Source organism: Melioribacter sp., assembly GCF_049325435.1.
Taxonomy (GTDB): Bacteria; Bacteroidota; Ignavibacteria; order Ignavibacteriales; family Melioribacteraceae; genus Melioribacter; species Melioribacter roseus.
Map to the genome: position 1 here is coordinate 61,005 of NZ_JBMOLD010000002.1, position 25,451 is coordinate 86,455.

Annotated in this window: 25 protein-coding genes; 11 read left to right on the plus strand and 14 right to left on the minus strand. The window is 43.1% G+C overall.

Annotation, left to right across the window (positions count from 1 at the left end):
• Positions 1–115 precede the first annotated feature (115 nt).
• Together ACOYVE_RS01865 and ACOYVE_RS01870 are read left to right on the plus strand one after the other, a co-directional pair.
• Positions 116–2,971 (plus strand): tetratricopeptide repeat protein, encoded by a 2,856-nt coding sequence (locus tag ACOYVE_RS01865; protein ID WP_041355849.1) that lies wholly within the window; start codon positions 116–118, stop codon positions 2,969–2,971.
• Positions 2,972–2,982: 11 nt separating this feature from the next.
• The gene (locus ACOYVE_RS01870; protein ID WP_014855567.1) at positions 2,983–3,798 is read left to right on the plus strand and encodes a M23 family metallopeptidase; all 816 of its coding nucleotides are present in this window, start codon (positions 2,983–2,985) and stop codon (positions 3,796–3,798) included.
• Here ACOYVE_RS01870 and ACOYVE_RS01875 read toward each other — a convergent pair.
• The gene (locus tag ACOYVE_RS01875; RefSeq protein WP_014855566.1) at positions 3,795–4,433 is read right to left on the minus strand and encodes an HAD family hydrolase; all 639 of its coding nucleotides are present in this window, start codon (positions 4,431–4,433) and stop codon (positions 3,795–3,797) included. The two genes, ACOYVE_RS01870 and ACOYVE_RS01875, sit on opposite strands and share 4 nt — an antisense overlap.
• Before the next feature lie 165 nt (positions 4,434–4,598).
• Between ACOYVE_RS01875 and ACOYVE_RS01880 the strand changes: the two genes are divergently transcribed.
• The gene (locus ACOYVE_RS01880) at positions 4,599–7,796 is read left to right on the plus strand and encodes a ligand-binding sensor domain-containing protein (protein WP_014855565.1); all 3,198 of its coding nucleotides are present in this window, start codon (positions 4,599–4,601) and stop codon (positions 7,794–7,796) included.
• Here the strand turns inward: ACOYVE_RS01880 and ACOYVE_RS01885 are convergent.
• From ACOYVE_RS01885 to ACOYVE_RS01895, 3 genes are read right to left on the minus strand one after another with little or no spacing between them, the layout of a single operon-like run.
• The gene (locus tag ACOYVE_RS01885; RefSeq protein WP_014855564.1) at positions 7,793–8,599 is read right to left on the minus strand and encodes a DUF3108 domain-containing protein; all 807 of its coding nucleotides are present in this window, start codon (positions 8,597–8,599) and stop codon (positions 7,793–7,795) included. The two genes, ACOYVE_RS01880 and ACOYVE_RS01885, sit on opposite strands and share 4 nt — an antisense overlap.
• Positions 8,592–9,623, minus strand: coding sequence for a glycosyltransferase family 9 protein (locus tag ACOYVE_RS01890; RefSeq protein WP_014855563.1), 1,032 nt, complete (start codon positions 9,621–9,623; stop codon positions 8,592–8,594). The genes ACOYVE_RS01885 and ACOYVE_RS01890 overlap by 8 nt, the downstream gene beginning before the upstream one ends.
• Positions 9,620–10,219: a DNA-3-methyladenine glycosylase gene (locus tag ACOYVE_RS01895; RefSeq protein WP_014855562.1), complete on the minus strand. Its 600-nt coding sequence runs from the start codon at positions 10,217–10,219 to the stop codon at positions 9,620–9,622. The genes ACOYVE_RS01890 and ACOYVE_RS01895 overlap by 4 nt, the downstream gene beginning before the upstream one ends.
• Positions 10,220–10,330: 111 nt before the next feature.
• Between ACOYVE_RS01895 and ACOYVE_RS01900 the strand changes: the two genes are divergently transcribed.
• From ACOYVE_RS01900 to ACOYVE_RS01935, 8 genes are all read left to right on the plus strand, one after another.
• The gene (locus ACOYVE_RS01900) at positions 10,331–10,756 is read left to right on the plus strand and encodes a heme-binding domain-containing protein (protein ID WP_014855561.1); all 426 of its coding nucleotides are present in this window, start codon (positions 10,331–10,333) and stop codon (positions 10,754–10,756) included.
• A 14-nt stretch (positions 10,757–10,770) separates the two neighbouring features.
• Complete coding sequence (locus tag ACOYVE_RS01905; protein ID WP_014855560.1) at positions 10,771–11,757, plus strand: serine hydrolase domain-containing protein; 987 nt, start codon at positions 10,771–10,773, stop codon at positions 11,755–11,757.
• Between the two features lie 2 nt (positions 11,758–11,759).
• The gene (locus tag ACOYVE_RS01910; RefSeq protein ID WP_014855559.1) at positions 11,760–12,830 is read left to right on the plus strand and encodes a sensor histidine kinase; all 1,071 of its coding nucleotides are present in this window, start codon (positions 11,760–11,762) and stop codon (positions 12,828–12,830) included.
• A 7-nt stretch (positions 12,831–12,837) separates the two neighbouring features.
• Complete coding sequence (locus ACOYVE_RS01915) at positions 12,838–13,791, plus strand: histidine kinase (RefSeq protein WP_014855558.1); 954 nt, start codon at positions 12,838–12,840, stop codon at positions 13,789–13,791.
• Position 13,792: 1 nt separating this feature from the next.
• Positions 13,793–14,587, plus strand: a complete 795-nt coding sequence (locus ACOYVE_RS01920) for a LytR/AlgR family response regulator transcription factor (RefSeq protein WP_014855557.1) — start codon at positions 13,793–13,795, stop codon at positions 14,585–14,587.
• Positions 14,588–14,728: 141 nt separating this feature from the next.
• Entirely contained in the window at positions 14,729–18,307 is a 3,579-nt protein-coding gene (locus ACOYVE_RS01925; protein WP_014855556.1) for a pectinesterase family protein, read from the plus strand.
• Between the two features lie 180 nt (positions 18,308–18,487).
• Positions 18,488–19,426 carry an alpha/beta hydrolase gene (locus ACOYVE_RS01930; protein WP_014855555.1) on the plus strand — a complete coding sequence of 313 codons (939 nt, stop codon included), beginning with the start codon at positions 18,488–18,490 and terminating at the stop codon, positions 19,424–19,426.
• A 35-nt stretch (positions 19,427–19,461) separates the two neighbouring features.
• Positions 19,462–19,836 (plus strand): hypothetical protein, encoded by a 375-nt coding sequence (locus ACOYVE_RS01935; protein ID WP_014855554.1) that lies wholly within the window; start codon positions 19,462–19,464, stop codon positions 19,834–19,836.
• On the opposite strand, the gene ACOYVE_RS01940 is transcribed toward ACOYVE_RS01935, so the two are convergent.
• From ACOYVE_RS01940 to ACOYVE_RS01985, 10 genes are all read right to left on the minus strand, one after another.
• Entirely contained in the window at positions 19,833–20,330 is a 498-nt protein-coding gene (locus tag ACOYVE_RS01940; RefSeq protein WP_014855553.1) for a hypothetical protein, read from the minus strand. The genes ACOYVE_RS01935 and ACOYVE_RS01940 overlap by 4 nt on opposite strands.
• A 71-nt stretch (positions 20,331–20,401) precedes the next feature.
• Positions 20,402–20,794 carry a Mov34/MPN/PAD-1 family protein gene (locus tag ACOYVE_RS01945; RefSeq protein ID WP_014855552.1) on the minus strand — a complete coding sequence of 131 codons (393 nt, stop codon included), beginning with the start codon at positions 20,792–20,794 and terminating at the stop codon, positions 20,402–20,404.
• A gap of 2 nt (positions 20,795–20,796) precedes the next feature.
• Positions 20,797–21,024, minus strand: a complete 228-nt coding sequence (locus ACOYVE_RS01950) for a sulfurtransferase TusA family protein (RefSeq protein WP_014855551.1) — start codon at positions 21,022–21,024, stop codon at positions 20,797–20,799.
• Entirely contained in the window at positions 21,021–21,500 is a 480-nt protein-coding gene (locus tag ACOYVE_RS01955; protein ID WP_014855550.1) for a DsrE/DsrF/DrsH-like family protein, read from the minus strand. The genes ACOYVE_RS01950 and ACOYVE_RS01955 overlap by 4 nt, the downstream gene beginning before the upstream one ends.
• 12 nt (positions 21,501–21,512) lie before the next feature.
• On the minus strand, positions 21,513–22,313 hold the full coding sequence (locus ACOYVE_RS01960; protein ID WP_014855549.1) for a HesA/MoeB/ThiF family protein: 801 nt from the start codon (positions 22,311–22,313) through the stop codon (positions 21,513–21,515).
• A gap of 9 nt (positions 22,314–22,322) precedes the next feature.
• Positions 22,323–23,555, minus strand: a complete 1,233-nt coding sequence (locus tag ACOYVE_RS01965; RefSeq protein ID WP_014855548.1) for an O-acetylhomoserine aminocarboxypropyltransferase/cysteine synthase family protein — start codon at positions 23,553–23,555, stop codon at positions 22,323–22,325.
• Positions 23,552–23,764, minus strand: a complete 213-nt coding sequence (gene thiS / locus ACOYVE_RS01970) for a sulfur carrier protein ThiS (RefSeq protein WP_014855547.1) — start codon at positions 23,762–23,764, stop codon at positions 23,552–23,554. Before thiS ends, ACOYVE_RS01965 begins: the two co-directional genes overlap by 4 nt.
• The gene (cysK, locus tag ACOYVE_RS01975; protein WP_014855546.1) at positions 23,739–24,701 is read right to left on the minus strand and encodes a cysteine synthase A; all 963 of its coding nucleotides are present in this window, start codon (positions 24,699–24,701) and stop codon (positions 23,739–23,741) included. Before cysK ends, thiS begins: the two co-directional genes overlap by 26 nt.
• Positions 24,698–25,231: an RrF2 family transcriptional regulator gene (locus ACOYVE_RS01980; protein ID WP_081489454.1), complete on the minus strand. Its 534-nt coding sequence runs from the start codon at positions 25,229–25,231 to the stop codon at positions 24,698–24,700. The genes cysK and ACOYVE_RS01980 overlap by 4 nt, the downstream gene beginning before the upstream one ends.
• Positions 25,195–25,449 (minus strand): sulfurtransferase TusA family protein, encoded by a 255-nt coding sequence (locus tag ACOYVE_RS01985; RefSeq protein WP_014855544.1) that lies wholly within the window; start codon positions 25,447–25,449, stop codon positions 25,195–25,197. Before ACOYVE_RS01985 ends, ACOYVE_RS01980 begins: the two co-directional genes overlap by 37 nt.
• Between the last annotated feature and the right edge of the window lie 2 nt (positions 25,450–25,451).

Sequence of the window (25,451 nt, forward strand, 5' to 3'; positions counted from 1 at the left end):
TGCCACAATTGAACTAAAATACGGCATAATTACGGATAATTTAATAACTTTGACCTGTCAACTTTATAAAACTCGGATGAATAGAGAGCGGCTTACAATTCTGTTAATAATTTTTATGATTGCGCAGTTAATGCATGCGCAAAACGTTGACGTAGAAATTTACCGCAAAACCGCTCTCGAGCATATGGAAAACGGCAGATACGGCGAAGCAATCGACCAGTTAAACAAGTATATTTCCGCAGTCCCGCAAAATCCCGAAGGCTACAATTTAAGAGCTCTCTGTTTTGAACAACGCAAGCAATATGAAAACGCAGTCCTCGATTTCAGAAGAGCCATTGCGCTCGAAAAAAACAATTCCAGAAGAAACGAATATCTTAAAAATCTAAGAAGAGTTCAGGAAGTATGGTATAACATACTCAATAAAAAAATCGAAGGGCATTTGAGGGAAATTGCAATCAATCCCGACAATCCGATCAATTACCTGGAAATCGGTAAATGCTACCGCTGGATGGAAATCTGGAACAAAGCCGAAGAATGGTACGACGAATATCTGAAGCGGGACGACAATGCCTCGCCCGACGAAATTATCCGATATACCGAAATACTCGCAAAAACCGGAAGCATTAAAAAAGGCGAAACGATACTCAAGAAATACGTGGAAAGATATCCCGACGACTGGCGGCTCTGGAGCCGGTACGGTTATTTTACGATGTGGCTGGGCAAATACAGAATTGCCAAAGACGCTTTCGAAAAAGCCCTTGCGATAAAACCGTTTTTCAAAGAAGCCAGAGACGGCCTCGATATTGTTAACAGACAGGCTTACGTTACACAGCAAAATCCGCGCGCATTCGAAAAAGAATATCCGATCGACAGGTATTATCGCCTTCTCAAAAAGAGTCCTTCCGATGTGGAAATGAGGTTTAAACTCGTCGACGAATTGCTTAAAGCCAAACGAATCGAAGAAGCGTATCAACAGCTTCAAATTATCGGTTTTGCGCACAGCGACGACGAACGCTTCCAATCCAAATGGGATTATGTGGTGCAGTTCCGCGACAGTCTCTACCGGCTCAATCTCGACAGAGCGAAATCAAGACTCGAAAAAAATCCGCTCGACAAAGAGGCGCTTAAAATTCTTTCGCGCTATTACGAGTATCTTCAGTACTACGACAGCGCAATGGCTTACCTCGATAAATACTTTGAAGAAGTCCCGGACGAAGAGGACCCCGAACTTATTTTTCAGTACGCAAGAATGGCGGCGTGGAATCGCGAGTTCGACCGGGCAATCGATATTACCGACAAACTTCTGGAAAAATACCCCGACAATCTCGATTATCAATTATTCAGAGCTCAGGTTTCAATTTGGATAAAAAGAGACCTGGAGCTTGCCAAACAATATCTCAATAACGTTTTGCAGAAAAGACCAAACAGTCTGGACGCAAATATTGCAATGGGGTCTTTGATGCTGATTGAAAGAAAATTTGACGAGGCGCAAAAATACGCCGACAAAGCGCGCGGCATCGACCCAACCAACGACGAGGTTATTAAATTACAGTCGGATATCGACTGGCAAAAGTTGAGAGAAGAAGAGGAAAAACTCTACCGGATTCTGGAGAAAGGGCGCAAGGAAGTTCTCGACGGCAATTGCAAGGACGGTCTGGTTTTTTACGAAGAGTATATGTCGAAAGCCGAGCCGAATTTGCTGATACTCAAAGAATACGGCGACGTGCTTTTCTGCGCGAAAGAATATCAAAGAGCTCTCGAAGCATACAATCAGGTGCTTGACCTGGGATACAATTACGACGCCGCATTGCAGCGCGCAAAAGTTTATTATGCAATGGGCGATTCGGTAAACGCCGTACGCGCGTTTAAGGAGCTGGTAGAAGATGATTCGACGGATTTCGAAGCGCAATTGTATCTGGGCGACTCTTATCTGAAATTGGGAGAGCCCGATTCGGCGCGTAATATATATAATATGCTCCTTGAAACCTGGGACCTCGATTCCTCGAGAGTCGCAATGGTGGAACTCCGAAAGGGCTGGCTGCCGATTACCGGCATTGCGGCTATACTCGAAACGTTTCCGTATTATGTGGGAATTGCGCCCCTTTCTCAATATTATTCCGACAATATCAGTTTCAGTCTTTCCACTTTCGGAATTCGAGCCGATCTGGGAATAAATAATTATCTCTCCGCGGGATTTCTGTTCGGTTCGACACGCCTCAACTCGAATTCTCAAATCCTTGACCCGGACATAATTTCCACCTACGATTATATCGGCGCCAGAAGTTACAGAACGTTGAAGGGATTGATAACTATTCGTATTTCGAAGCGCTTTAACGTCGGCACGGGATTCGGAATAACCAATTCAGCGGGAACGTTACGGCGCGAAGAAAAAGAAGCGTTTGCAAATTTCGAAATTAAGGATACGGTTTCCGTGTCGTTTACTTATCAGAATTCCGACGGAGCTTTGATTCTCTATTCGCCCTATTTGATCGATCAGCAATATTACGCCTCGCTCTATCGTATCGGCGGATATTACATCCACAAGAACGGACTTAAAATCAGCGGGTCGTTTCAATATATTTCCGTTTCCGATATCAACGAAGGCAACGACTTGATGATACGACTCGGTAAATACGTTTACAACGATTTAATACTCGGCTACGAATATTATTACACGAATTATAGATTCAAATCGCAGTATTACTATTCGCCTCAGAATTTCGAATCGCACAGTTTCTGGCTGGACAACGAGCTCGAAAAAAAGAAGGATTTAACGGTTATACTCGGCGGAAAGATAGGATACATTCCTTTCAGTAAATTTATTGCGCTCGAAGGTCATCTCGAAGCGCTCTATCGTCCTTTGGAAAACCTTACTATCAGCGGTCGAATGGGAATGGGAAGCACATCCAGGGACGACGCGAGCTACAGATATTTTTCAACTCAGTTATCGGTTTATTGGACGGCATTTTGAGGAAAGTAAAAATGAAATATTTGTTATTGCTCTTATTCTCCCTGACCGTAATTTGTAATGCTCAGGAATACAAATTAGCGGGCGAGCCGATTCAGGGTTCCGTTATGGTCGGAACGGGAGAAAATATATCCGAAGTATATCTGGACGGCGAGCCGGTTCAGGTAGATAAAAACGGCAGATTTGTAATCGGTTTGGACAGGGATGAAAAAGGTCCGAAAACCTTGAAAATAATTTTTAAAGACGGAAGCGTAAAAACCGAGAAACTGACGGTTAAAAAACGAAAGTATAAAATCCAGCGTTTGAAAGTAAAAAGCAGATACGTCAATCCGCCGGCTGAAGAAATGGAAAGAATAGAACGGGAGTCAGAAATTATGAAAAAAGCCCGCAAAAAGATCGGACTGGTCGATTCGATGATGTTTGACGACGGATTTATTATGCCGGTTGAAGGCGGCAGAATTACGAGCCTTTTCGGCAGTCAGAGGATCTTAAACGGCGTTCCGAAAAAGCCGCACAATGGCATCGATATCGGAGGCGTGGGACGAGGCGCTCCCGTCAAAGCCGCAGCCGACGGAATTGTCGTCCTTGCGGGAAAAAATTTCTACTTCAACGGCAATTTTGTTTTGATCGACCACGGTTTGGGCTTGAATTCGATATATCTGCATCTGGATAAATTATACGTAACCGACGGACAAAAAGTGAAAAAAGGAGACGTCATTGGCGAAGTCGGTTCTACCGGTCGTTCTACCGGTCCGCATCTCCATTGGGGAGTTCAATGGTATTCAAAGAGAATCGATCCGATGAGCGTTCTTAATCTCACTTTAAATTAACCGTTCGTCAGTTCGCGGATATCGTCGATAATTTTAACTCCGGCTTTTTGCAAAACGTTTTTCGATTGATGTCCCGTAGAAAGCAGAATACAATCGGCGCCCATCGCTTTTGCCACTTCATAGTCGTGAAGCGTGTCTCCGATAAGCAGCAGCCCGCCGTTTCCGTTCCCGATTTTCTTTAACAATTCCAAACCGAGGTGGAGTTTGCCCGCTGCGTAAATATTATCGAGACCTACAATATGGCTGCAATATTTGTCGACGCCGTAATGTTTAGCCATCTCCTCGAGCGTGCGCTGGGAATAAGCGGAGAGTATCGACTGTTCGGCCGAAACGCTCCTGATTTTTTCCATTACTTCGGGTACGCCCTCGTAAAGCGAACATTCGTATTTTCTTCTTTCGTATTCGTCGATCCAGAGTTTGCCTACGACTTCGAACGGTTCTTTTTCAAAATCGAAACCGAGTTTGGCGTAATAATCCTTTACGGGAATGGTAAAAATATTTTTATATTTTTCTTTCGTAATATTTGGCAAATTCCTTTCGCTGAGGAGGCGGTTGATGATTTCGATTCCGAGATCGACGTCGTCGAGTATCGTCCCGTTCCAGTCCCAGATAATATGTCGATATTTTTCGAGCATTTTTTTAGCTGCAAAATTAGTAATTTTTGACGAATTGGTTTGTTTCGATTTAACTTTTTAAAGATTGTTCCGATAATAAACGGGATGAATTGCAGTTTTGTCGCGACGGTTGTGTTTTATGAGGAGATACGAGACGCTTATAGCTTTTAGGGATTACGAAGAGAGATGGAATACAGCTTACTTAAATATTATCGTTTGATTTTAATAACGGCGTCGGTATTATTTGCCGTTAATACGGTTACGGGACAATCGTTAGATCCTTCCAAAAGATTCAGCCAGTACGTCATAGAAAAATGGACAAACAAAGACGGACTTCCGCAGAATTCCGTTTACGGAATTATGCAATCGAAGGACGGCTTCCTCTGGTTCGGCACCGAGGAAGGATTTGTGCGATACGACGGAATTCGGTTCGAAGTATTCAGCTCCGAAAATATCGATTTGATGAACAACAACCTAGTAGTAACCATATTGCAGGATTCAAAAGGCGTTTTCTGGGCAGGCACGTTCGGGGGATTGTTAAAATATTCGGAAAAAGAAGTTAAGTTATACGATTTAAGCAAGGGTCTTTCTAACAATTCCGTCAGAGCGCTTTTCGAGGACGAATACGGAAGAATCTGGGCGGGCACATCAGACGGATTGAATATAATAGAAGGCGATTCGGTAAAAACTTACTCGGTTAACGACGGTTTGACGAACGATTATATCTATAAAATTACGGGCGATAGAAAAGGCAAAATTTATTTGGCGACCCGCACGGGAGGCGTAAATATTGCGGAATATGACCGCAATCAAGTTAAATTCAGCGCCATTACAACCGAGCATGGTTTGTCGAGTAATTTCATCCGATCGGTTTATCTGGACAGTAAAAATCAACTTTGGGTCGGCGCTTTCCAGTCGGGCATTGAATTAATTAAAGACGGGAAGCCGGTGAATTTTGAAGGCAAAGAAAAATTGAAGCGGCTTTCGGCGCTCGATTTCGAGGAAGACGAAGACGGTATAATTTATATCGGAGCCGAAAGCGGTCTTTACAGATTGAACAAAGGACGCGTCGACAGTTTTATATTATCGTCGCAGACAAATTATAACAATATTATCGACCTTTTCTTCGACAGAGAAGGCAATCTCTGGCTGGGCACTTACAGCAACGGTCTGTATAAAATTCGCGAAGGTACGTTTACCGCTTTTGCAAAAGAAGAAGGCTTGCCCGAAAATTTCGTATTGTCTGTTATTGCCGACAAGAAGGGCGTATGGGTTAGCACCCGTTCCAATAATATTACAAGAATTATCGACGGGCAGGTATCCAATTATGTATATAAATCCGACCCGGATCTAATGATACAAACTTACGCCGTAAGGAACGATACTTTATGGATGGGCACAAACAAAGGACTCTATTTTTATGTTGACGGAAAAGTTCGAAAGATAAAAAAAGAAGAATGCGACAATTGCAGTCAAATTTATGCGCTCTACGTCGATAAAAAAAATAATCTTTGGGTCGGTACGGATGGCGGCGGATTATTCTTATACGAGAGAGGGAAACTTGTTAATAAATCGGTTGACGAAAAGTCGTCGCTATTGCGCGTTAGGTTTATTACGGAAGACGACAAAGGGAATCTGCTTCTCGGAACGGCTGGAAACGGATTCATTATTTATAACGACGGCGTTTACAAATATTACGAAGAATCTAACGGATTCCCGTCAAACTTAGTGCGGCATGTAATTTATGACAAGACGGGAACGATATGGATAGCAACGAGCGGTAAAGGAATATTGAGAATTAAAAACGGAATAGTGCGACAGATAACGAGAAGAGAAGGTTTGCCGACTGATGCCGTGCATGCGATTGCGGAAGACGCGGAAGGTTTTGTCTGGGGAAGCGGCAACGGCGGTATATTCAGAGTGAGAAAATCTGAATTGAATGGAGTTGCCGACGGAAAAATCGAGTCGGTATATGCCGAAAAATTCGGTACGGAAGACGGCATGAAAAACAATGAATGCAACGGCGGAGTGCAGGGCGCCGTTGCCGTCGATTCGTCGGGCAAAATATGGTTTCCTACGATTCAGGGAGTCGTGTCGGTCGACCCCGAATCGCAACATTACAACGACTATGTGCCGCCGGTGCAAATCAGAAGAGTGCTTTTCGATTTTGAACCCTCGGAAATTTCCGCCAGTATGAAAGCTCCCGTCGGAACCTCTATAATCAGATTCGATTATATCGCTCCTTCATTCTGTAAACCGGAGAAAATAAAATATAAATATATACTCGAAGGTTACGAAAGTAACTGGAATGTGTGGGAAAACCGGAGAAGCGTAATCTATTACAACCTGGAACCCGGCGAGTATACGTTCAGAATCACATCGGCAAATAAATACGGAGTGTGGGGCAATCAGGAAGCTAAAGTTAATATCTACATACCGCCGGCAATTTATCAGACAATTTATTTCAAGATTACCGCTCCGCTCTTAATGATCGGCTTTATTTATCTAATTATTAAATGGCGCGTTAAAAAGCAGGAAAAACAAACGGCGCTGCTTGAGAGAATCGTCGAAATACGCACTGAAGAATTGAAGAACGAAATAAAGGCCAAAGAAGCGGTTCAAAAAGAGTTGAAGGAATATGCCGAAAAACTGGAAGAGCTGAACAAAACCAAAGACAAATTTTTCTCGATTATATCTCACGATCTCAGAAATCCTCTCTATTCGATCGCATCCTCTGCCGATTTCCTTATGAATAACAGAAAAGTTCTAAGCGACGGAGAAATAGACGAACTGATAAATCTGATTAAGAATTCAACCCTTCTTTTGAATAACCTGATTGAAAACCTGTTGGCTTGGGCGCGTATTCAAACGGGCAGAATCGATTACCAGAAAATAGACTTCGACATTACGGAATCGATAAATAATATTGTTGCTTTGCTGCAAACTTACGCCGGACAAAAAGAAATAACGATTGAATTTATACCCGGAGGAAAGATATATGTATTCGCGGACAAAACAGCTATCGAATCGATTCTCCTGAATTTGTTGTCGAACGCAATTAAATTTTCTTATCCGGAAGGCGTTGTTACGGTAAAAACGAAGGACTCGAACGGCGATTATCTCGAAGTTTGCGTTGAAGATAACGGCGTCGGCATTGGCAACGACGACCTGTCCAGAATATTTGATCCGAACGTCAACTATACTCAAAGGGGAACGCAGGGCGAAAAGGGCACGGGACTCGGACTTATGCTATGCAAAGAACACGTAGAAAATAACGGCGGAAAACTTTGGGTGGAAAGCGAACTCGGAAAAGGCGCTAAATTTTATTTTACCGTACCTTTAAGCAAGGAAAAACGGATAGGCCAAACGGTTTCTAACGGTTAATTAATTTTTGACTTAGGAGCAGACTTCAGTCCTTCGTAATAAATCAAGTCGGCGTCGATCGATCCGATTAATATTTTTGTTTTTACTTTTACCGGTATTTTCAGTTCGTCGTCTGTCATCCAGATTACAATAGTGCCCTCGCTTTTGAACAATCCGCCTTCTCTTATTATCGGTTCGAGAATAATGCACTTAAATTCGCCTGCGTCGACGTTAATTGTTTCTTTGCCCCGGTAAATTACGTCGAGCGGATAAACTTTGTCTTTGTAAAAATTTTCGAGCTGAATTTTATCGCCGGGCTTCATGTTCGAAAAATCATAAGTCCTGGCGTAGTAAAAAGCGGAAACGATATCGTTGACATATTTGGGAATTTCATATGAGCCTTCGGAAGTTCTGGCGATTCCCCGCCTTTGATCGAAGAAGGCCGAAAAATCGCGTGAGTATCCGCCTTCTCGAATGTGCTGTTCGAATCGCCACGGAAAGATTCCTTCGGTGTCGATGTACGTTTCGTATCTGTCTCGAACTTTGTAAAACATATCGAAAGCCGGGATGGAATTGACTTTGAAGACAACGTTGTAGACTTCTCGTCCCGCTATTTTTACGGTGCGCGGAATTGAAAACTCGGCTATTCCGGCGGTTACAAAACCGTATCTTACTTCGAATCTCAGAGTCTCGCCGGCGGCAAACGCTTTATTCTCGATTCTTCTGAATTCGCTGTTTTTGTTTTGCGAATAATGTATTTCGCCCGCCGAGAATAAAATGAAAAGAGTAAATATTAACAAGACGACATTTAATCTGTTAGTCATTGGATACGCTCAATTGATTGGCAATGGTATCGACAACTTTGTCAATATCGATGGCGCTCATACAATTTGTAATCATACATTTCTTTATTGTGCAGTTGTTGCACTCCGTCTCCGGCTTGAATACAGCCTTGTTGTCGGTATACGGTCCCCATCTCTCTGCCGAGCACGAGACGACTTTCGGATAAAAACCGACGACGAATTTATTTAACGCCGCAGCAATATGAATCGGACCCGTTGAATTCGCTATTAAAATATCCGATAAACTTATAAGAGCTATTAATTCTTTCAGATTAAAAACTCCCGCCAGATTTTTTGTTTTTTCACTAACAATCAGACGGGCGCAAAGTTCCGTTTCCGATTTGCTGCCTGTGATTAAAATCTCGGCGCCGTCAATCTGCGATAGTTTTGTAACCAATCGTTTCATATTATCGAACGGTAAATCGACGGAGCTGCCTCCGCTGCCGGGGTGAATTATAATTAATTTCGACTCCGTATCAACGTCGTTATTTTTCAGGAAAGTTTTCACTTCTTCCGAGGTCTCAGCGTCGGGGCGCAGCCCGAAATCGATATTGTCCGCGATAGTTTCGTAATTTATTCCGATGGCGTTGAGCATCGACAAATTGAATTCGAGCTCGTGCTTCTCGGCATATTTGCGGTGCTCGTAAATTTTCCTGTTGAATAAAAAAGAATACCAGCGATATCCGGTGCCCGCTCGGATTTTAATGCCGGAGAGATAAACCAGCAGAGCCAGTTCAAAAGTCGGGTGTACCAGAAAACAAGCGTCGAATTTTTTCAGAAGCTCGATGTTCTCCCCGTATAGAATCTTGCCGTTTTTTTCTTTTAGAACTAAGGTTTCGTCAATATACTTGTTGTTTTCCGCAAGGGGTCTTGTGTATTCTCTTACGAGAAAAGCAACCTGCGCGCCGGGATAAAATTTTTTAATAGCGTGCGCCATCGGAAGAGTAAGCGTGACGTCGCCGATTCTGTCCGTTCTGATAATTAATATTTTTTCTGGCGTGTTCATAATCTGGAAACGTATCGATTATTCTTAATAAAATAGCGCCATTCGAGATCGGCGGATTTTTTAATGCCGATTCTTTTGGATGCAACTATCTCTCCGGGTATGAGATTGTCTCCTTCGACAATGAAAATTATATCTTCGGTCAAAAGCAAACCGTTGTAATTTTTGTCGATGTCGAATGCTTTGCAAAATTTAGCCGGACCGTTTGTAAGGCTTAACTTTTCGCGCTCGCCGATGGCGGTTTTTCCGAAGCGGTTCATAGCCATTCGATCAATGCCTTCAAGAGGTTCTAACGCGCGTATTAAAACGGCGCACCCGTCGCCTTCGCCGCCGGTAACCACATTTGCGCAATAATGCATTCCGTATGTGAAATAAACGTACAATAATCCGCCGCCCAAAAACATTACCTCGTTTCTCTTTGTCTTTCCGTTGTAAGAATGCGCCGCCCGGTCAATCCGACCGTCGTATGCTTCCACTTCCACTATCTTTCCGGAAAGAATGCCGTTCTTCTCTTTTTTTATAAATATTTTACCGAGCAATTCGCGGGCTACGGTATGTACGTCGCGTCTGTAAAACGACAGCGGTAGTTTCTTCTGCATCGTTTCCGTCTATAATGATAACAAAATTACGAACATCTAATCTAAAATCATAAACGATTGATAATAGTAAAGTAAATGTTATATATTGAGTATGACTCAAAAGGAGAAATAATGAAACTCTTCGCAAAAATATTTATCGTAATCCTGATAGCGGGATTTATCGGAATCCAATTTATCAAAGTAGACCGCAAAAATCCTACGGTAAAAGCCGACTTGAGAGCGCCGCAGGAGGTTAAAAATATATTGAAGGAATCGTGCTACGATTGTCATTCGAACGAAACTAAATGGCCCTGGTATTCTTATATCGCGCCTCTATCGCTGCTAATCGAAAAAGACGTCGTCGAAGGCAGAAGAGAACTTAATTTTTCCGAATGGGAAACATACGACTCCAAAAAGAAAGCTTTTCTGATGAAGGAAATCTGGGAAGAAGTTGAAAACGACGAAATGCCGAAAGCCGTTTATACTTTAACCAGACCTAACGTCAGACTCGACTCTGTCAAAAAAAATATTATTAAAAAATGGACGACCGGCTATTGACGTCCGTATAATTAATGAAGCATATAATAAATTATATTGTCTTTTTTATTTGCGCGATGAATCTCAATGCTCAGACCGCAATAATAGACCGATACGTCAAAGAGTATAACCGTAAAAACCCCCTGACTCACTCGGTAATTATCTATCGAGACGGGGACGTTCTCTACGAGAACTACTTTAATAATTTTGATTCGGAAAAGTTGAATAACCTTAAGTCGGTTACCAAAAGCATTGTTTCGATCCTGATAGGCATTGCAATCGACAAAGGGCATATCGAAAGTGAGAATGTAAAAGTATCGGAGCTGCTGCCCGAATTGTTCGTTGGCGTCGGGGATAAACGCAAGTCGGAAATAACCGTTCGCGACCTGCTTACGATGTCCGCCGGATTTCAGTGGAATAATTTGGGAGGCAAAAGAAGAGGGGGATGGGACAAAAGCGTCAATCCCTCGCAATACTTAATTCAAAACGTTCCGCTTGTAAATAATCCGGGCGATAAGTGGAATTACAACAGCGGATTGTCGCATTTGCTTTCGGTAATTATCAGCAGAACGACCGGAATGAGTTCTCTCGAATTTGCCCGCAAATATCTGTTTGACCCTCTCGGCATTAAAGAAATCAAATGGTCAAAAGCCAACGACGGCGTTTACAAAGGGAATTCGGAACTCTGGATGAAACCCCGGGATTTGCTCAAGATCGGAATGTTGATGTTGAATAACGGCGTGTGGGAGAACGAATCGATCGTTAGCGCCGAATGGATTGAAAAATCGACTAAAAAATATTACGACGGATTCGAACAAATCGGCGGTTACGGATATCACTGGCATACCCGTAAATTCGGCGAGTACGATTCTTTTCTTGCCGCCGGATGGGGAGGACAGTTTTTAATCGTAATCCCGGCATTGAATACCGTAGTAGTAAATACTTCGAAATGGAACGCGCTTAGTTCCACTTACATGATTTTCGACTTAATCGATAAGTATTTGATTAACGGATATAAATAAATTTGAAAAACGAATATTATTCGCGTCTGTTAATAATTGAAGCCGCGGCGCTGACGATAATAGCGCTGATAGTTGCATTGCAACATTATCTGGTTTTCGATCCCGGGGCAAATCAAAACTACAGTCTCCTCTGGCATATTCCGTTCAATTTGTTTTACTGGCATTACTGGCTGCTGGCAACGCCTTTGGTTTTTAAGGCTGTAAAACGATTTGAAAATAAGGCGATTTACGGTAAGGCGGTTTTGTATTTTCTGCTGCCTCTGGTTATTGTCTCCTTGCATCAGGTTCTTTCGGCGATAATTATATACGGTTTTCTCGATTTTCTCGACGTGGAAACCCTGGTCTACAAAAGAATATTCAGAAGTCAGTGGGCATGGGTCGATCTTGTCGTCTATTTTGTAATCACAGTCGGCATTAATATAACAGAATCGCAAAAGAAATATCAAGCCGAGGAAATCGAATTGTGGAAGTTGAAATCCGAACTTACCGCCGCTCGTCTGAAAAGATTGAAAAATCAGTTTCACCCTCATTTTGTATTCAATACATTCAATACGATTTCAACGCTTATCTTGAAAAGAGAAAAAGAAAAAGCTGTCGAAGTTATCGAAAATATGAGGTCTTTATTCAAAAAAGCCGCCGAAGAGGGTACGAACAAATTTGTCGCTTTCGGCGAAGAAATGTCGTTCGTAAAAAGTTATTTGCAGATCGAAAAAATTCGTCTCGGCAAGCGACTGGAAGTAGAGTACGAGATAAATAAAGATGTCTCCAGCGTTTTGATTCCGCCTTTTTTACTTCAGCCCCTGGTTGAAAATTCGATTCGACACGGGATTTCTAAATCCGGAGACGACGGAGTTATAAGAATCTCAGCAAAAAGAAATAATAACAGACTTGAGATCAGAGTTGAAGACAATTGCCCGGGGAATAACGGCGTTCAAACAAAAGGCAGCGGAGTAGGTCTCAAAATAGTCGATCGCCAATTGTCTTACATCTTCAAAGACGACTATATTTTCAGCGCCGAACAAACCCAAAAAGGATTTGTGAACCGACTGTCGATTCCGATAATCGAAAAATAAAATTGAAATGAAAACAAAAACCGTTATAACAGAGAGCCAAAGTCAATCGCGCGAGATTAAATATTTTCTTCCGTTTATTTTGCTGCTCGCTATTATTGCCGGATTGAATACGCTGCAGGAATATTTTGTGTTTCATAAAACAAGACATCTTTTCTCGCTTTTTTTGTCGAATCTGATTTATAATTGGTATCTGATACTGCTCGCAATAGCCGGTTATTTTATGATTAGATCAAAGATAGAAAGACGTTTGGTTAAAGCCGCCCTGATTACAATCGTATTTACACTTTTAATTATAGCGCACCAGATTTTGCAACGCGAAACGGATCTGTTTTTTATCAATAAAGCGGATTATTCAGGTTTGTACGATATGTTGATTGTAAATCCCCAGGTTTGGACGGATTACGGACTGTGTATATTGTTTGTCGCCGCGTTTTACTCGATTCGAACGCGTAATAAAATAGTCGAAAAAGAATTAAACCTTTATAAAATGTATGAAGAGATTGCGCGCGTTGAATTAACGGATACGCATTCGAAAATTCAGCCCGAGTTGATTGATTACGCGCTTGTTAAAATTAAATTGTTAATTGTAAATTCGAAATACGAGCTTGCCGAGGAATTGTTGACAGAACTGAGCGATTATATAAGATTGATACTTTATAATGAAGAAAACAATATTGACGTCGATTCGCAGGTTTTACTTATTAAAAAGTATATTGGATTGAGAAAAATATTATACGATGAAAATATAGAGCTCGAGACGGAAGGACTAAATTTATTGCGCGAAATGAAACCGCCTTCTTATTCATTGTTCCATGCGATAAAAAAACTGCTGCAAAAGAATCGAACGACGGACGCAAACGAGAACAACAATGAAATTATTATGTTGGACGACGACAATTATCTGGAAATAAAATTGGAAAACGAAAGAATAACAATTACGAACAGTTACCGGAAGATATAACATGCCCGATATCAAAGCGATAATTATCGACGACGAAGACCACGCCCGCGAAGGGATTCTTCTTCGTTTGAAAAAGTTCGACAATATAAGCGTAGTTGCCGAATGCCGCGACGGAAAAGAAGGCATAAAGGCGATTAATAAGCACAAGCCCGAACTTGTTTTCCTCGATATTCAAATGCCCGGTATGAACGGATTCGAAATGCTCGATAAATTAAAGTCGGAAGATATGCCGGTAATTATATTCGTGACGGCGTACGACAAGTATGCTCTTAAAGCTTTCGAAGTGCATGCGGCGGATTACTTGTTGAAACCGATTAACACATCGAGATTCGAATCGGCGGTTAAGTATGCTCTCGAACAAATTGAGAATCACAATCAAAAAGAATATTCGGGCAATATCAAAGAGTTAATAAAAGAATATTTTAATTCGACCGACGGGAAAAAAGCGACCAATAAAAATTATTTGAAAAAAATTACCATAAAGAGAAAGAACGTCATTAAATTAATCGACATTGACGATATCGAATATATTGAATCGGAAGGAGATTATTTAAATATCTATGCCCGTGAGAAGAAACACCTGGAAAGGGGAAGGCTTCACGTTATCGAAAAAAAGCTCGACCCTTCGAAGTTTGTGCGGATACACAGATCGGTTATAGTTAATATCGATAAAATCGACAAACTCGTTTCCAGCGACCACGGCGATTATCTGGTTTTTCTTAAATCGGGCGTAAAATTAAAAATGAGCCGGAATTACAAAGGGATTCTGAACAAAATATCCGCATCGCTCTCATAATTTAATCGCAGAATAATCCGTTTTAACTTACGCATATGCCGCTTTGTCGAAAAAGACTTTTTTGAAAAATACTTAATCGGTAACTTTATTGGTGAATACGGTCTCAGGAGGCTATTATTAATTAAATCCAAAGGGGTGTTTATGAAAAAGAAATTTATTTTTTTACTCTTCGTTTTATTCCCTCTAATCTCCGCATTTTCACAAAGCCAATCTTATGTAGAATGGAAATGCGTGCCGCCGGACAGCCAGAATGTTTCGGTTGTTCAGGGCAATTTAATCGGATTGCCGGAAATCGGCAGCCCGGGATTCGTAGTCAGAAGTTATTCGGGAAGCAATCCGGGCCCTCTGGGAACAAACCAGAGATGGTGGCCTCACGACGGCTCTAATCCGGTGCAATGGGGAAACGAAACCGCTCCGGTCGATTCGCGATGGGTGCAGTTTGCCGTAACTCCAAAACCTAACTTTACATTTTATGCGGATTCAGTAACAATGTATCTTGGCGGCGGAGGTACGAGCTACATGCGCGCCGACGTGGTATACGATTTGAATTTCTCGTTCGACAATCCGAAAAAATTAAACGATAATCCTCTCGTGCTCGGAAACGGAAGCGATACCCTGTTTTCTTTCCGAATCAACGAAAAGGTAAACGACGGAGACACTCTCTATGTGCGAATCTATCCGTGGTACGAAGGCTCGCCCTCCACGTCCAAATATCTCTACGTACAGGATGTTATAATTTGGGGTGAAACAAAAGGCTTGACTTATCCCGCAACGGCTTCATGGCCGCTTACAAATCCCGACGAGGGGGGAACGGGATTTGGCGTTGTTACTACCGGACAGGTCGTAGCCGAAGACGAACTTTTTGTAAATACCGAAATCAACGGCTATACGGGTCCGAACAACAGCCAACGAATTCGTATGGCAAATACGAATAATACCTGGCCCGCTAATTTAACCGACCAGATCGATACTGTCTACGTTCAGTTTACCGTGGCTCCGAAAGCCGGTTATACTCTCTATGTTAATTCATTGAGTCTCGATATCGGAGCAAAAAGTTCAAGCACTTTTAAAGCAAATTTATGGTATTCGACCAACCCGGATTTCTCCAATCCCGTTAAACTCGAATATCAAACGAGCGACCAGAGCGGAAATAATTATCTGAATGCAACCGCTCTTGAAAGCTTTTCCTTCGATTTGAACGTGAAAGTATCGCCGGGCGAAAAATTTTATTTCAGAGTTTATCCGTGGAACGAAGATCCCTCGGTTAAAACCGGCAAGTATTTGTGTCTCCAAAATATTCTGATTGCAGGCGAAGTAGAGGGAAGTCCTGTCGACGGCGTCGCTCTCTGGCCTTATGAAACGGGGGAGGAATCGGAAACAACAGGACCGGTTATCGCTCTTTCTCCATTCTACAGCGGCGCAATGAAGTTCTACGGAACCACAAATTTGCCCGATCTCGAAGGCGTTGATCACACGGTTGGAGCTGTTCAAACAGTATCGAAAGAATGGCATGCCGAACCGCTTCCGACCGATTCGCTCTATTTCGGCTATGTGGTGAAACCGAAGTTCGGCGGTACTCTCTACGTAGATTCGGTCTCGTTCTATCTGGGCGGTTGGTTTTCGAGCAATTTAAGGGCGGAAGTTTATTATTCCAAAGATTCTACTTTTGCCGAAAAAACCGTATTGATTGCCGATACTTCTTTGCCCGGCAATAAAATTTCAAAATTCGGAGCTAAACTCGAAGAGACTGTAAATACGGGCGAGTCATTTTATCTGCTGATTTATCCGCATAATACAAAAGCCGAAGGCTGGGCAAAATTAATTGCAACGGACAGCGTCCGTATAATGGGAAGAGTTATCGGCGTTACCGCCGACCCGCCCGAAGTAGTTACTTCGGAAATAACCGATATATCGACTACGTTCGCAACGGGCGGGGGAAATATACCTTCGGACGGCGGAGCGGTAGTCACGCTGCGCGGCGTCTGCTGGAATACCGAAGGCGCTCCGACTGTCGACGACAATAAAACCGAAGACGGCGGGGGCTCGGGCGCGTTTGTAAGTAAATTAACCGGACTTGAACCCGGAACACAATATTATGTCCGCGCATACGCAATCAATGACGCCGGCGTAGCGTATGGAAACGAAGTGGTATTTACGACGCTCGACTCGTTAATGGTTCCGACTGTTACAACCGCGGAAGTAACGGAAATTATGACCAAAACCGCTGTAAGCGGCGGAACGGTCGAAAAGTGGGGCGGCGATACCGTAATTGTGCGCGGAGTTTGTTGGAATACAACGGGTAATCCTACAATTAACGACAACAAAACCGAAAACGGCCCGGGTCTTGGGACGTTCAAGAGTATTCTCTATCCTTTGGAACCGAATACTACATATTATGTTCGTGCTTACGCCTCAAACAGTATCGGCACAGGTTACGGAGAAGAGTTTTCGTTTACCACGCAGGAGCCGGCTCCCGACGTTACTAAGATCGTAGCGCTCGACGGCTCGGGCGATTATACCTCGGTTCAGGCGGCATTCGACGACATACCGGATTATTATACAGGCAAATACAAAATATTCGTGAAGAAGGGAGTTTATTACGAAAAACTGCTTCTCGCTTCAACAAAAGCGAATGTGATACTGGAAGGCGAAGACAGGGACAGCACAATCCTTACTTACGACGACTATGCGGGAAAAAATAATTTGGGCACGTCGAAATCTTACAGCGTGGCAATTGACGCGGACGATTTTACGGCAATTAATATCACATTCCAGAATACGATTAAAAACGACGGTTCGCACGGCAGCGGCGAGCAGGCTGTGGCATTGAGAGTAAACGGCGACCGTCAGCAGTATTACAATTGCAGACTCCTCGGTTATCAGGACACTTATTATACCTGGGGAGGCAGAGGCACCGGAAGAATCTATATGAAAGATTGTTACATAGAAGGCTCGGTCGACTTTATATTCGGCAGAGATATTGTACTGTTCGATTCCTGCGAAATTCATATTAACCGCGAAGGCGGAACTTTAACAGCCGCAAGCACCGAAGCCGTGTCGAAATTCGGTTACGTGTTCAAAGATTGCATTATCTCTGCCGATTCTATCGGCTTCGACGGAAGACCGATTACCTCTTTCATTCTGGGCAGACCGTGGCAGGATAAACCGAGAACGGTTTTCATTAACTGCTATGAACCCGAGTCGCTTAATCCGGCAGGCTGGTCCACGTGGAATGTTACGCCGGCATTATACGCAGAATACAAATGCTACGGTCCGGGATCCGACACTACCAAACGGCTTACGTCGATTTCCCGACAGCTTACGGACGAAGAAGCGAGCCAATATACCATCGAAAATATCTTCTCGAAGGATTCGCATCCGAATTTCGGTTACAACTGGATGCCGGAGATTATTACCTCGGTTGAAGAAAGCGGCATAGGCAAAAACGAAATACCTTCGGATTATTCACTTTCGCAAAATTATCCCAATCCGTTCAATCCTGAAACCAAAATCAATTATTCTCTGCCCAAGCAAAGCTCCGTCAAGTTGATTATATACGATATAACCGGACAGATAGTAAAGGTGTTGGTAAGCGGAATGCAGAATCCGGGCAATTACGAAGTCCGCTTCGACGCTTCGGGACTGGCAAGCGGAATTTATTTTTATCAGTTATTGGCAAACGACAAAATCATTACCCGTAAAATGCTGCTGCTGAAATGAATTAAACGGAAGAAAGCCCTTCTCGAAAGGGCTTTCTTTTTTTGTTTGAAATTCCGAACAAACGCCTGTGCGATTTATTCCTTAATCATACGGATTTGATTATAAAGAAAAACAAACCGTAAATTTATCATTAAAGAAATCCGAAATCTTTTGCAATTAATCTCACAAAAGGTCAGGGTCATGAAAAAAATAATTATATTTATTTCGCTTCTGCCTATTCTGGCTTATGCGCAAATTAACAGAGATACGTCTTTTACTATAAGAAGCGCTTATGAAAAAGTAAAAAAAGATTATCCGTTCGTAAAACCGGCTGAAATCAAGACGGAAGGATTGAAGATATTCAAAAACATTGTTTATTACAAAGAAGGAGAAAGAAAGCTGGCGCTCGACCTGTTTATGCCCGAAAGTCCTAAAACAAAATTGCCTCTGATCGTAATCGTGCACGGCGGCGGCTGGAGGTCGGGTCATAAGGAAATGGAACATCCGATTGCATCCCGGATCGCGCAAAAAAATTATATTACAGCAACGGTTGAATACAGACTTTCGACTGAAGCTCTTTATCCGGCGGCTATACTCGACGTCAAAAGAGCGGTTTGTTGGCTCAAAAAGAACTCCGGTGCATATAAAATCGATACGACGAAAATTGTCCTTATGGGAATGTCGGCGGGCGGACAAATTGCGGCGATGGCCGCTCTTAGCGACAATGTGGAAAAATTATCGGTTAGAGAGTGTAATATAAACGCCGCAGCATTAATTGATATCGACGGAGTTTTCGATATGACAACCCCCTCGGAAAGCGGAAAGGATACAATACCGTCCAAACCTTCGGCGGCAAAACAGTGGCTCGGTTTTACATACAAAGAAAAACCGGATTTGTGGGTCGAAGCGTCGCCTCTCGAATATGTCGACAGAGCTTCTCCGCCGATGCTTTTCGTCAACAGTTCGTTGCCGCGCTTTCATGCGGGCAGAGACGAAGCTATCGATATTTTAAACGAACACGGTATTTATTCCGAAGTCTATACGATCGAAAATACGCCGCATCCTTTCTGGCTTTTTCATCCCTGGCAGGAGCGGGTAGTCGATTGGGTCGACGGCTTTTTGAAAAAAACGCTTAACTAATCGCGCTCCTACGTCGATAATAAAATAAAAAAATTATGGAGCCTGTTTCCGGCAATAAATTTTTTCTGAGCGCGCTCTTCGCCCAGTTGAAAAACGAAACTTTGACAAACGACAAAACCGTCGCATCGACCGATTCGGCTGAAATTTCGAATACCGCCAGAGTATTCGACAAACTCGATAAGTTTTTAAACCTCGGCAGAAAGGACAGACTCGATATCGGCGATTTGAACGAAGCCGAAAAAGAAGAATTCATGAAAATGCTGGCGACGCTCATTAAACGGGGTATAGTCGGATACGAGGTTCTGGAAATTAACGGAAAACCGGAAAAGCATTATATCGTCAACCAAATCGGCAACGAAAGAACTTACGGCGCCCGACTTTACAATAAAAAAGGATATTACAGGGATTAAGCGGATAAATTTACAAGAGCGCCCGGGTCTTTTACATAACCTGCCCGGTACGCCTTCCTGACAATTCTTTGAAGGTATGTTAACGGTTTTTTTGAGTCGGAAGTAAAATTAAAATCTTTGTCCGAAACAATATAATAATCGAAGTTTTCTTTTGTCTCGGATACCACTTCGGATTCGTATTGAGAGTCCCTGTTGAAAGAGAAATATCTTTCTAATTTTTTCTTGTTGATTTTGACTGTATTGTTGAAAATTTGAGAGCCTTCCAGAGGACGGGCTATCGGCGAATTTTCCCTGAATCTCAATTCTTCCGATTTCTTGTCTTCGGATTTTTCCGATATCTTTTTGCCGGCTTTTTCGGCGGAAATATATTTTTGAAATGTCTCGTATTGAGCGTCCTTTTGGAGCTGGCTGATTGTGCGGACATTGTTTGCGTCGAGTTTGGAATTAACGTACTCGTGCAGCGGATGAATCGCTATGTAGGCGCTTACATTCATACATGGTCTCTTTCGATGATTCAATATTAAGGCTTGAAACCCTTTAAGTCAAGTCCGCGCTATGATTTAAATCAAACCGGCGCTATTTTTACTTCCGAAACATTCTTGTCTTTATCGATCGAAAAGCACTTAATGTCGTCGTCCTTTACCGAGTAAATTATATATTTCATATTAACGTCGTTGGCAAGCCGGATGTCTTCCTTCGACATGCGCGCCGGCGTTTCCGGATGAGAATGATATACCGCAATCAGACTTTCGCCTCGGCTGCGGGCGTACTTTACCGCTTGAAACTGTTCGTTCGGATCAAAAGAAAAATGCTCGTTTGACTTGTCGGTATTGGTCATTTTGATTATGTCGCTGACGACTCCGTCTTTACCGGTAAGGTATCCGCACGCTTCTATCGGATAATCTCGTTTGGCGTGTTCGGCTATCTTCTCGATAATCTTTTTAGGTATGCTTATCATGTTTATCCTTTTTCAATTACAACAAGATGTATGTCGTCCTGAAGATGTCTTATTTCGAGTATTTTATTGCCCTGTTCCTCCGCGGCGCGGGGAACGTTTTCCAACGGCTCTCCTTCTTTGAGCATAACTTCGAGTATGTCGCCGCTGGAGAGTTTTTCCAGTTCGAGTTTCGTTTTCACGAACGTCATGGGACAATGGTCTTTTGTTATGTCGAGTTTGTACCTGTTCATATGAATAATATCTCTCCGTCTTCTGATAAGTTTAAGAATTTTGCCACGCCGAGAACTTCTTTAATTTCGGGAATAAAATCTTCTTTCTTTAATCCGAGAATATTCATCGACATTTCGCAGGCGTAAAAATTTGCTTTTAATTGAATGGCTGCGTCGATAAGTTCGGCAAGAGTCGCTACGTTCCTTTTTTTCATCATTCCGGTCATAAGTTTCGGACTTATGCCTGCGAAGTTGAGACGGCTGAGCGGAAGGTTTTTGAAGCCGCCCATCAAAAAATTGAAGGCTCTCGCAAGGAAGCCTCTTCCGATTGCGCTTCTGCCTTTCTTTTGTTTTATTGTGTTTAGTCCCCAGAAAGTAAAAAACAGATTAACTTCGTAATTAACGGCGGCGGCTCCCGAGGCGATTGTAAATGCCGCAATTGCCTTGTCGAAGTCGCCGCTGAAAAGAACAATCGATATTTTCTTTTTATTTGCCATTGTTTTATTCCTTTATTTTAGATCGCAAGCGGGTTGCTCGTAATCTTTCAGTTCTTTAATTGTCGGAGTTTCCCCGCACACCGGGCAGTTTTTATTTTTTTTGAGTTTCACTTCGCGGAAACCTCCCCGGAGAGCGTTGAATGTCAAGAGGCGGTCGGTCAATAAATCTCCCGCTCCGGTCAAAAATTTAAGGGCTTCCACCGCTTGAATGCTTCCGATTACGCCCGCTACCGCGCCCAGTATCCCGGCTTCGCTGCAGGTAGGAACGACTCCTTTCGGAGGCGGTTCCTTGAAGATGCATCTGTAACACATGCTGCCGGGCACGTGTGTGAAAGTTTGACCGTCGAATCTGAGTATTCCGGCATGCGAAAATGGTTTGCCTCGCATCACGCATGCGTCGTTGATTAAAAATTTAGTCGGGAAATTGTCGGTTCCGTCTATGATAAAATCGTAATCCTCGATTATTTCCTCGATGTTCGAAGAATCGAGTCTGACTTTGTACGGAATAACTTTGACGTCCGGATTGACGCGCGATATTTTTTCGGCGGCTGACTCGACTTTCGGTTTGTCGAGGTCGTCCGTAAAGTGAATTATTTGTCGCTGCAGATTGCTTAAATCGACTATGTCGCTGTCGATAATTCCGAGAGTTCCCACTCCGGCTGCCGCCAGATAGAGAAGAATTGGAGAGCCTAAGCCGCCCGCTCCGACGACCAGCGCTTTCGACGAAAGCAGCTTCTCCTGTCCTTTCCCTCCCACTTCTTTCAAAATTATATTTCGGCTGTAGCGGTATATTTGTTCTTCCGTGAAGTTCATTTTGAATCCTTATATTTTTTCGAGAGCTGAACTGAAATCTTCGATTATATCGTTTATGTTTTCGATGCCGACGGATATTCTGAGCAATCGGGAATTAACTCCGGCGTTCGATTTTTCATCGCCGCTGCAGTTCGAATAAATAGTCGACTCGGGGTGAATTATTAAAGTTTTTGTATCGCCTATGTTAGCCAGGTTTTTTGCGTATTTCAGATTATCAATCAGATCGAAGCATTTTTCTCTGCCTTCCAGTTCGATAGTTAGCAATCCGCCGTACCTGTCCCCGAATTGCCGGAGTGCGGCTTGACGATATCTGTTGTCGTTCAAACCCGGATAATTGACCGATGTGATTTTGGGCTGTTCTCTGAAAAACTCCGCTAATTTAAGAGCGTTCGAACAATGTCTTTCCATCCGGAGAGCCAGAGTTTCCAATCCCAGTAGATGAAAAAAGACGTTTTGAGGAGCGGGAGCGAATCCCAAATGTTGATAAACTTTGGAACGCGCCGCGGCTATGAAGGCAAAAGAACCGGCTTTGCCTGCGTACGACTTGATTTTTGTCGACTGATGCGAATTCCATTTATAATTTCCCGTGTCGATTAAAACGCCGCCGACCGCCGTTCCGTTTCCGGTAATATATTTTGTGGCTGAATGAATTATGATGTCGGCGCCGAAATCTTTTGCGCGCCACAAATATGGGGTCGTTACAGTGTTGTCCACGACTAGAGGAAGATTGTATTTCCGGGCTGTCGCCGAGATTTTTTTCAAATCGTAGATTTCGAGTTTCGGATTGCTTATCGATTCAAGAAAGAGAAAACGCGTTCTTTCGGATATCGAACTTTCGATATCGTCCGCAGAATTGAAATCGGCGTATATAACTTTAACGCCGGAACTTTCCAATATTTCTTTAAAGAAAAGATAGGTGCCTCCGAAGAGCGATTTCGAAGCTACGATTTCCGAGCCGTTTTCCGCTAGAGTAAAAGCAGTCGTCGCAATAGCCGACATGCCGGAAGAGGTTGCAATTGCGCCGATTCCGCCTTCGAGCGCATTCATCCTAAGTTCGAACGCAGTTACAGTGGGATTCGAAATTCTTGAATAAACGTAGCCGAATTTCTTCCCCTGAAAAACGCACTCGATTTCGCCCGCTTTTTCGTAGGCAAACGATGCGGATTGATAAACGGGAGCGTGAGTGGCTCCGGTACTGTCTTTTATGCTACCGGCGTGTACCGCCGCGGTTTCGAAATTCAATTGCCGCCTCCGCCCATGAAATATAGAAATTCAATTACGTCGGAATCTTTCAATTCTGTTGTGTCGTATTTGTCGCGGTCTAAAATTTCGCCGTTGAGTTCTACGGAGACCATCTCGGGCATTTCAACGTCTTTTAGTTTGAGCAGTTCCGATACGGTTAATTTATCTTTCTCTATATTTTCGTTATTTCCGTTGATTGTCAGATTCATAATTTACTCCGTTGTTTTTAGAAAAAAATGGAAGCGATAAATATCGTTCTCCTGTGTCCGGAAAAATAGCCACAATTAATTTGTCCTTATTTTCGATCGATTCGGCAATTTTCAGGGCGGCGTACATCGCAGCGCCGCTCGATATTCCGGCGAGAATCCCTTCCTCTGAAATTATTCTTTTGCTCATTTCGATTGCTTCTTCGTTTTTGACCTGAATAATTTCGTCGATAATTTGAGTGTTGAGAACTTCGGGTATAAATCCCGCTCCGATGCCCTGAATCATATGAGGACCTGGCTTGCCGCCGGATAAAACGGGAGAGCCCTCCGGTTCTACGGCGACTATTTTTATTCCGGAATTCCGCGATTTGAGAACCTCCGCCACTCCGGTTATAGTGCCGCCGGTACCGACTCCCGCCACAAAAATGTCCACTTTACCGTCGGTATCGTTCCAGATTTCGAGCGCGGTCGTACGGCGGTGTATATCGGGATTGGCGGCGTTCCGGAACTGATACGGCATAAATGCGCCGGGATGCGCCCTGAGCAATTCTTCGGCTTTTTCAATTGAGCCGTTCATTCCTTTGTCGGCGGGAGTGAGAATTACTTTGGCTCCGAATAATTCGAGTATCTTTCGTCTTTCGATGCTCATGCTTTCCGGCATTGTAATTATTACTTTGTAGCCTTTAGCCGCCGCTACATACGCCAGCGCCAGCCCGGTATTTCCCGAGGTCGGTTCGATAATCAAACTCCCCGGTTTCAGAATCCCATTCTTTTCAGCCTCTTCAATCATCGCCAAACCGATTCGATCTTTTACCGAGCCGCCGGGATTGAAAGATTCGAGTTTGGCGGCCACTCGAGCGTAAGCGTTACGCGTAATTTTGTTTATGCTTACAAGCGGCGTTCTGCCCACTAATTTTGTTATGTTTTCGGCTATCTTCATATTTCAAACGTTATTGCTTGTGTGTTGTGCTTTTTGTAATCTTCCAGCAAATCGTTAAGAGTAATATTTTTTAAGTGTTTTTCCATAACCGAACGCAACCCTTCCCACATATTTTCCACAGGGCAGTATTTGTCCGACTCAGGCATTTCCGAAATCAATAAATCGCCTTCGAGCGTTTTGACTACTTCCAGCATGTTGATTTCCGAAGGGCTCCGAGACAGTAAATATCCGCCGTTGGTTCCCCTGTATGATTTTATCAAACCTGCGCCCTTAAGCGCAATTATCAGCTTACTCAGATATTTTTCTGATATTTTCTGTCTTTCCGCAATATTTTTTACTGTTACTGGTGAATTTTCCCCTGCGGATGTTTCCGAATCGGCTAATGCAATTTCGAGCAAAATTTTTACTCCGTAACGACTACGCGTTGAAAGTTTCATATATACTACCATTTTAATCTTATTGGTAGTAATTATACCGAATCCTCTGTTTAAAATCAACAGCATGTCCCTTTTTTGACTGTTATTTTCCATTGGCGCAAACCGAATTTCACCTTTTCCGTAACTTTATGACCGTCCTGCTCCAATGAGAGCGGGACGTTTTTTATCGGTTGACCGTCGTCGAGAATAATTTCGAGATATTCGCCGCCGTTAATTTCATCTAATTTCAATTTTGCCTTTACGTAATTAATCGGGCAGGCAACTCCGCTCAGATCGAGTTTATGCACGGTTGCATTAGAATTTCCTTTCATTG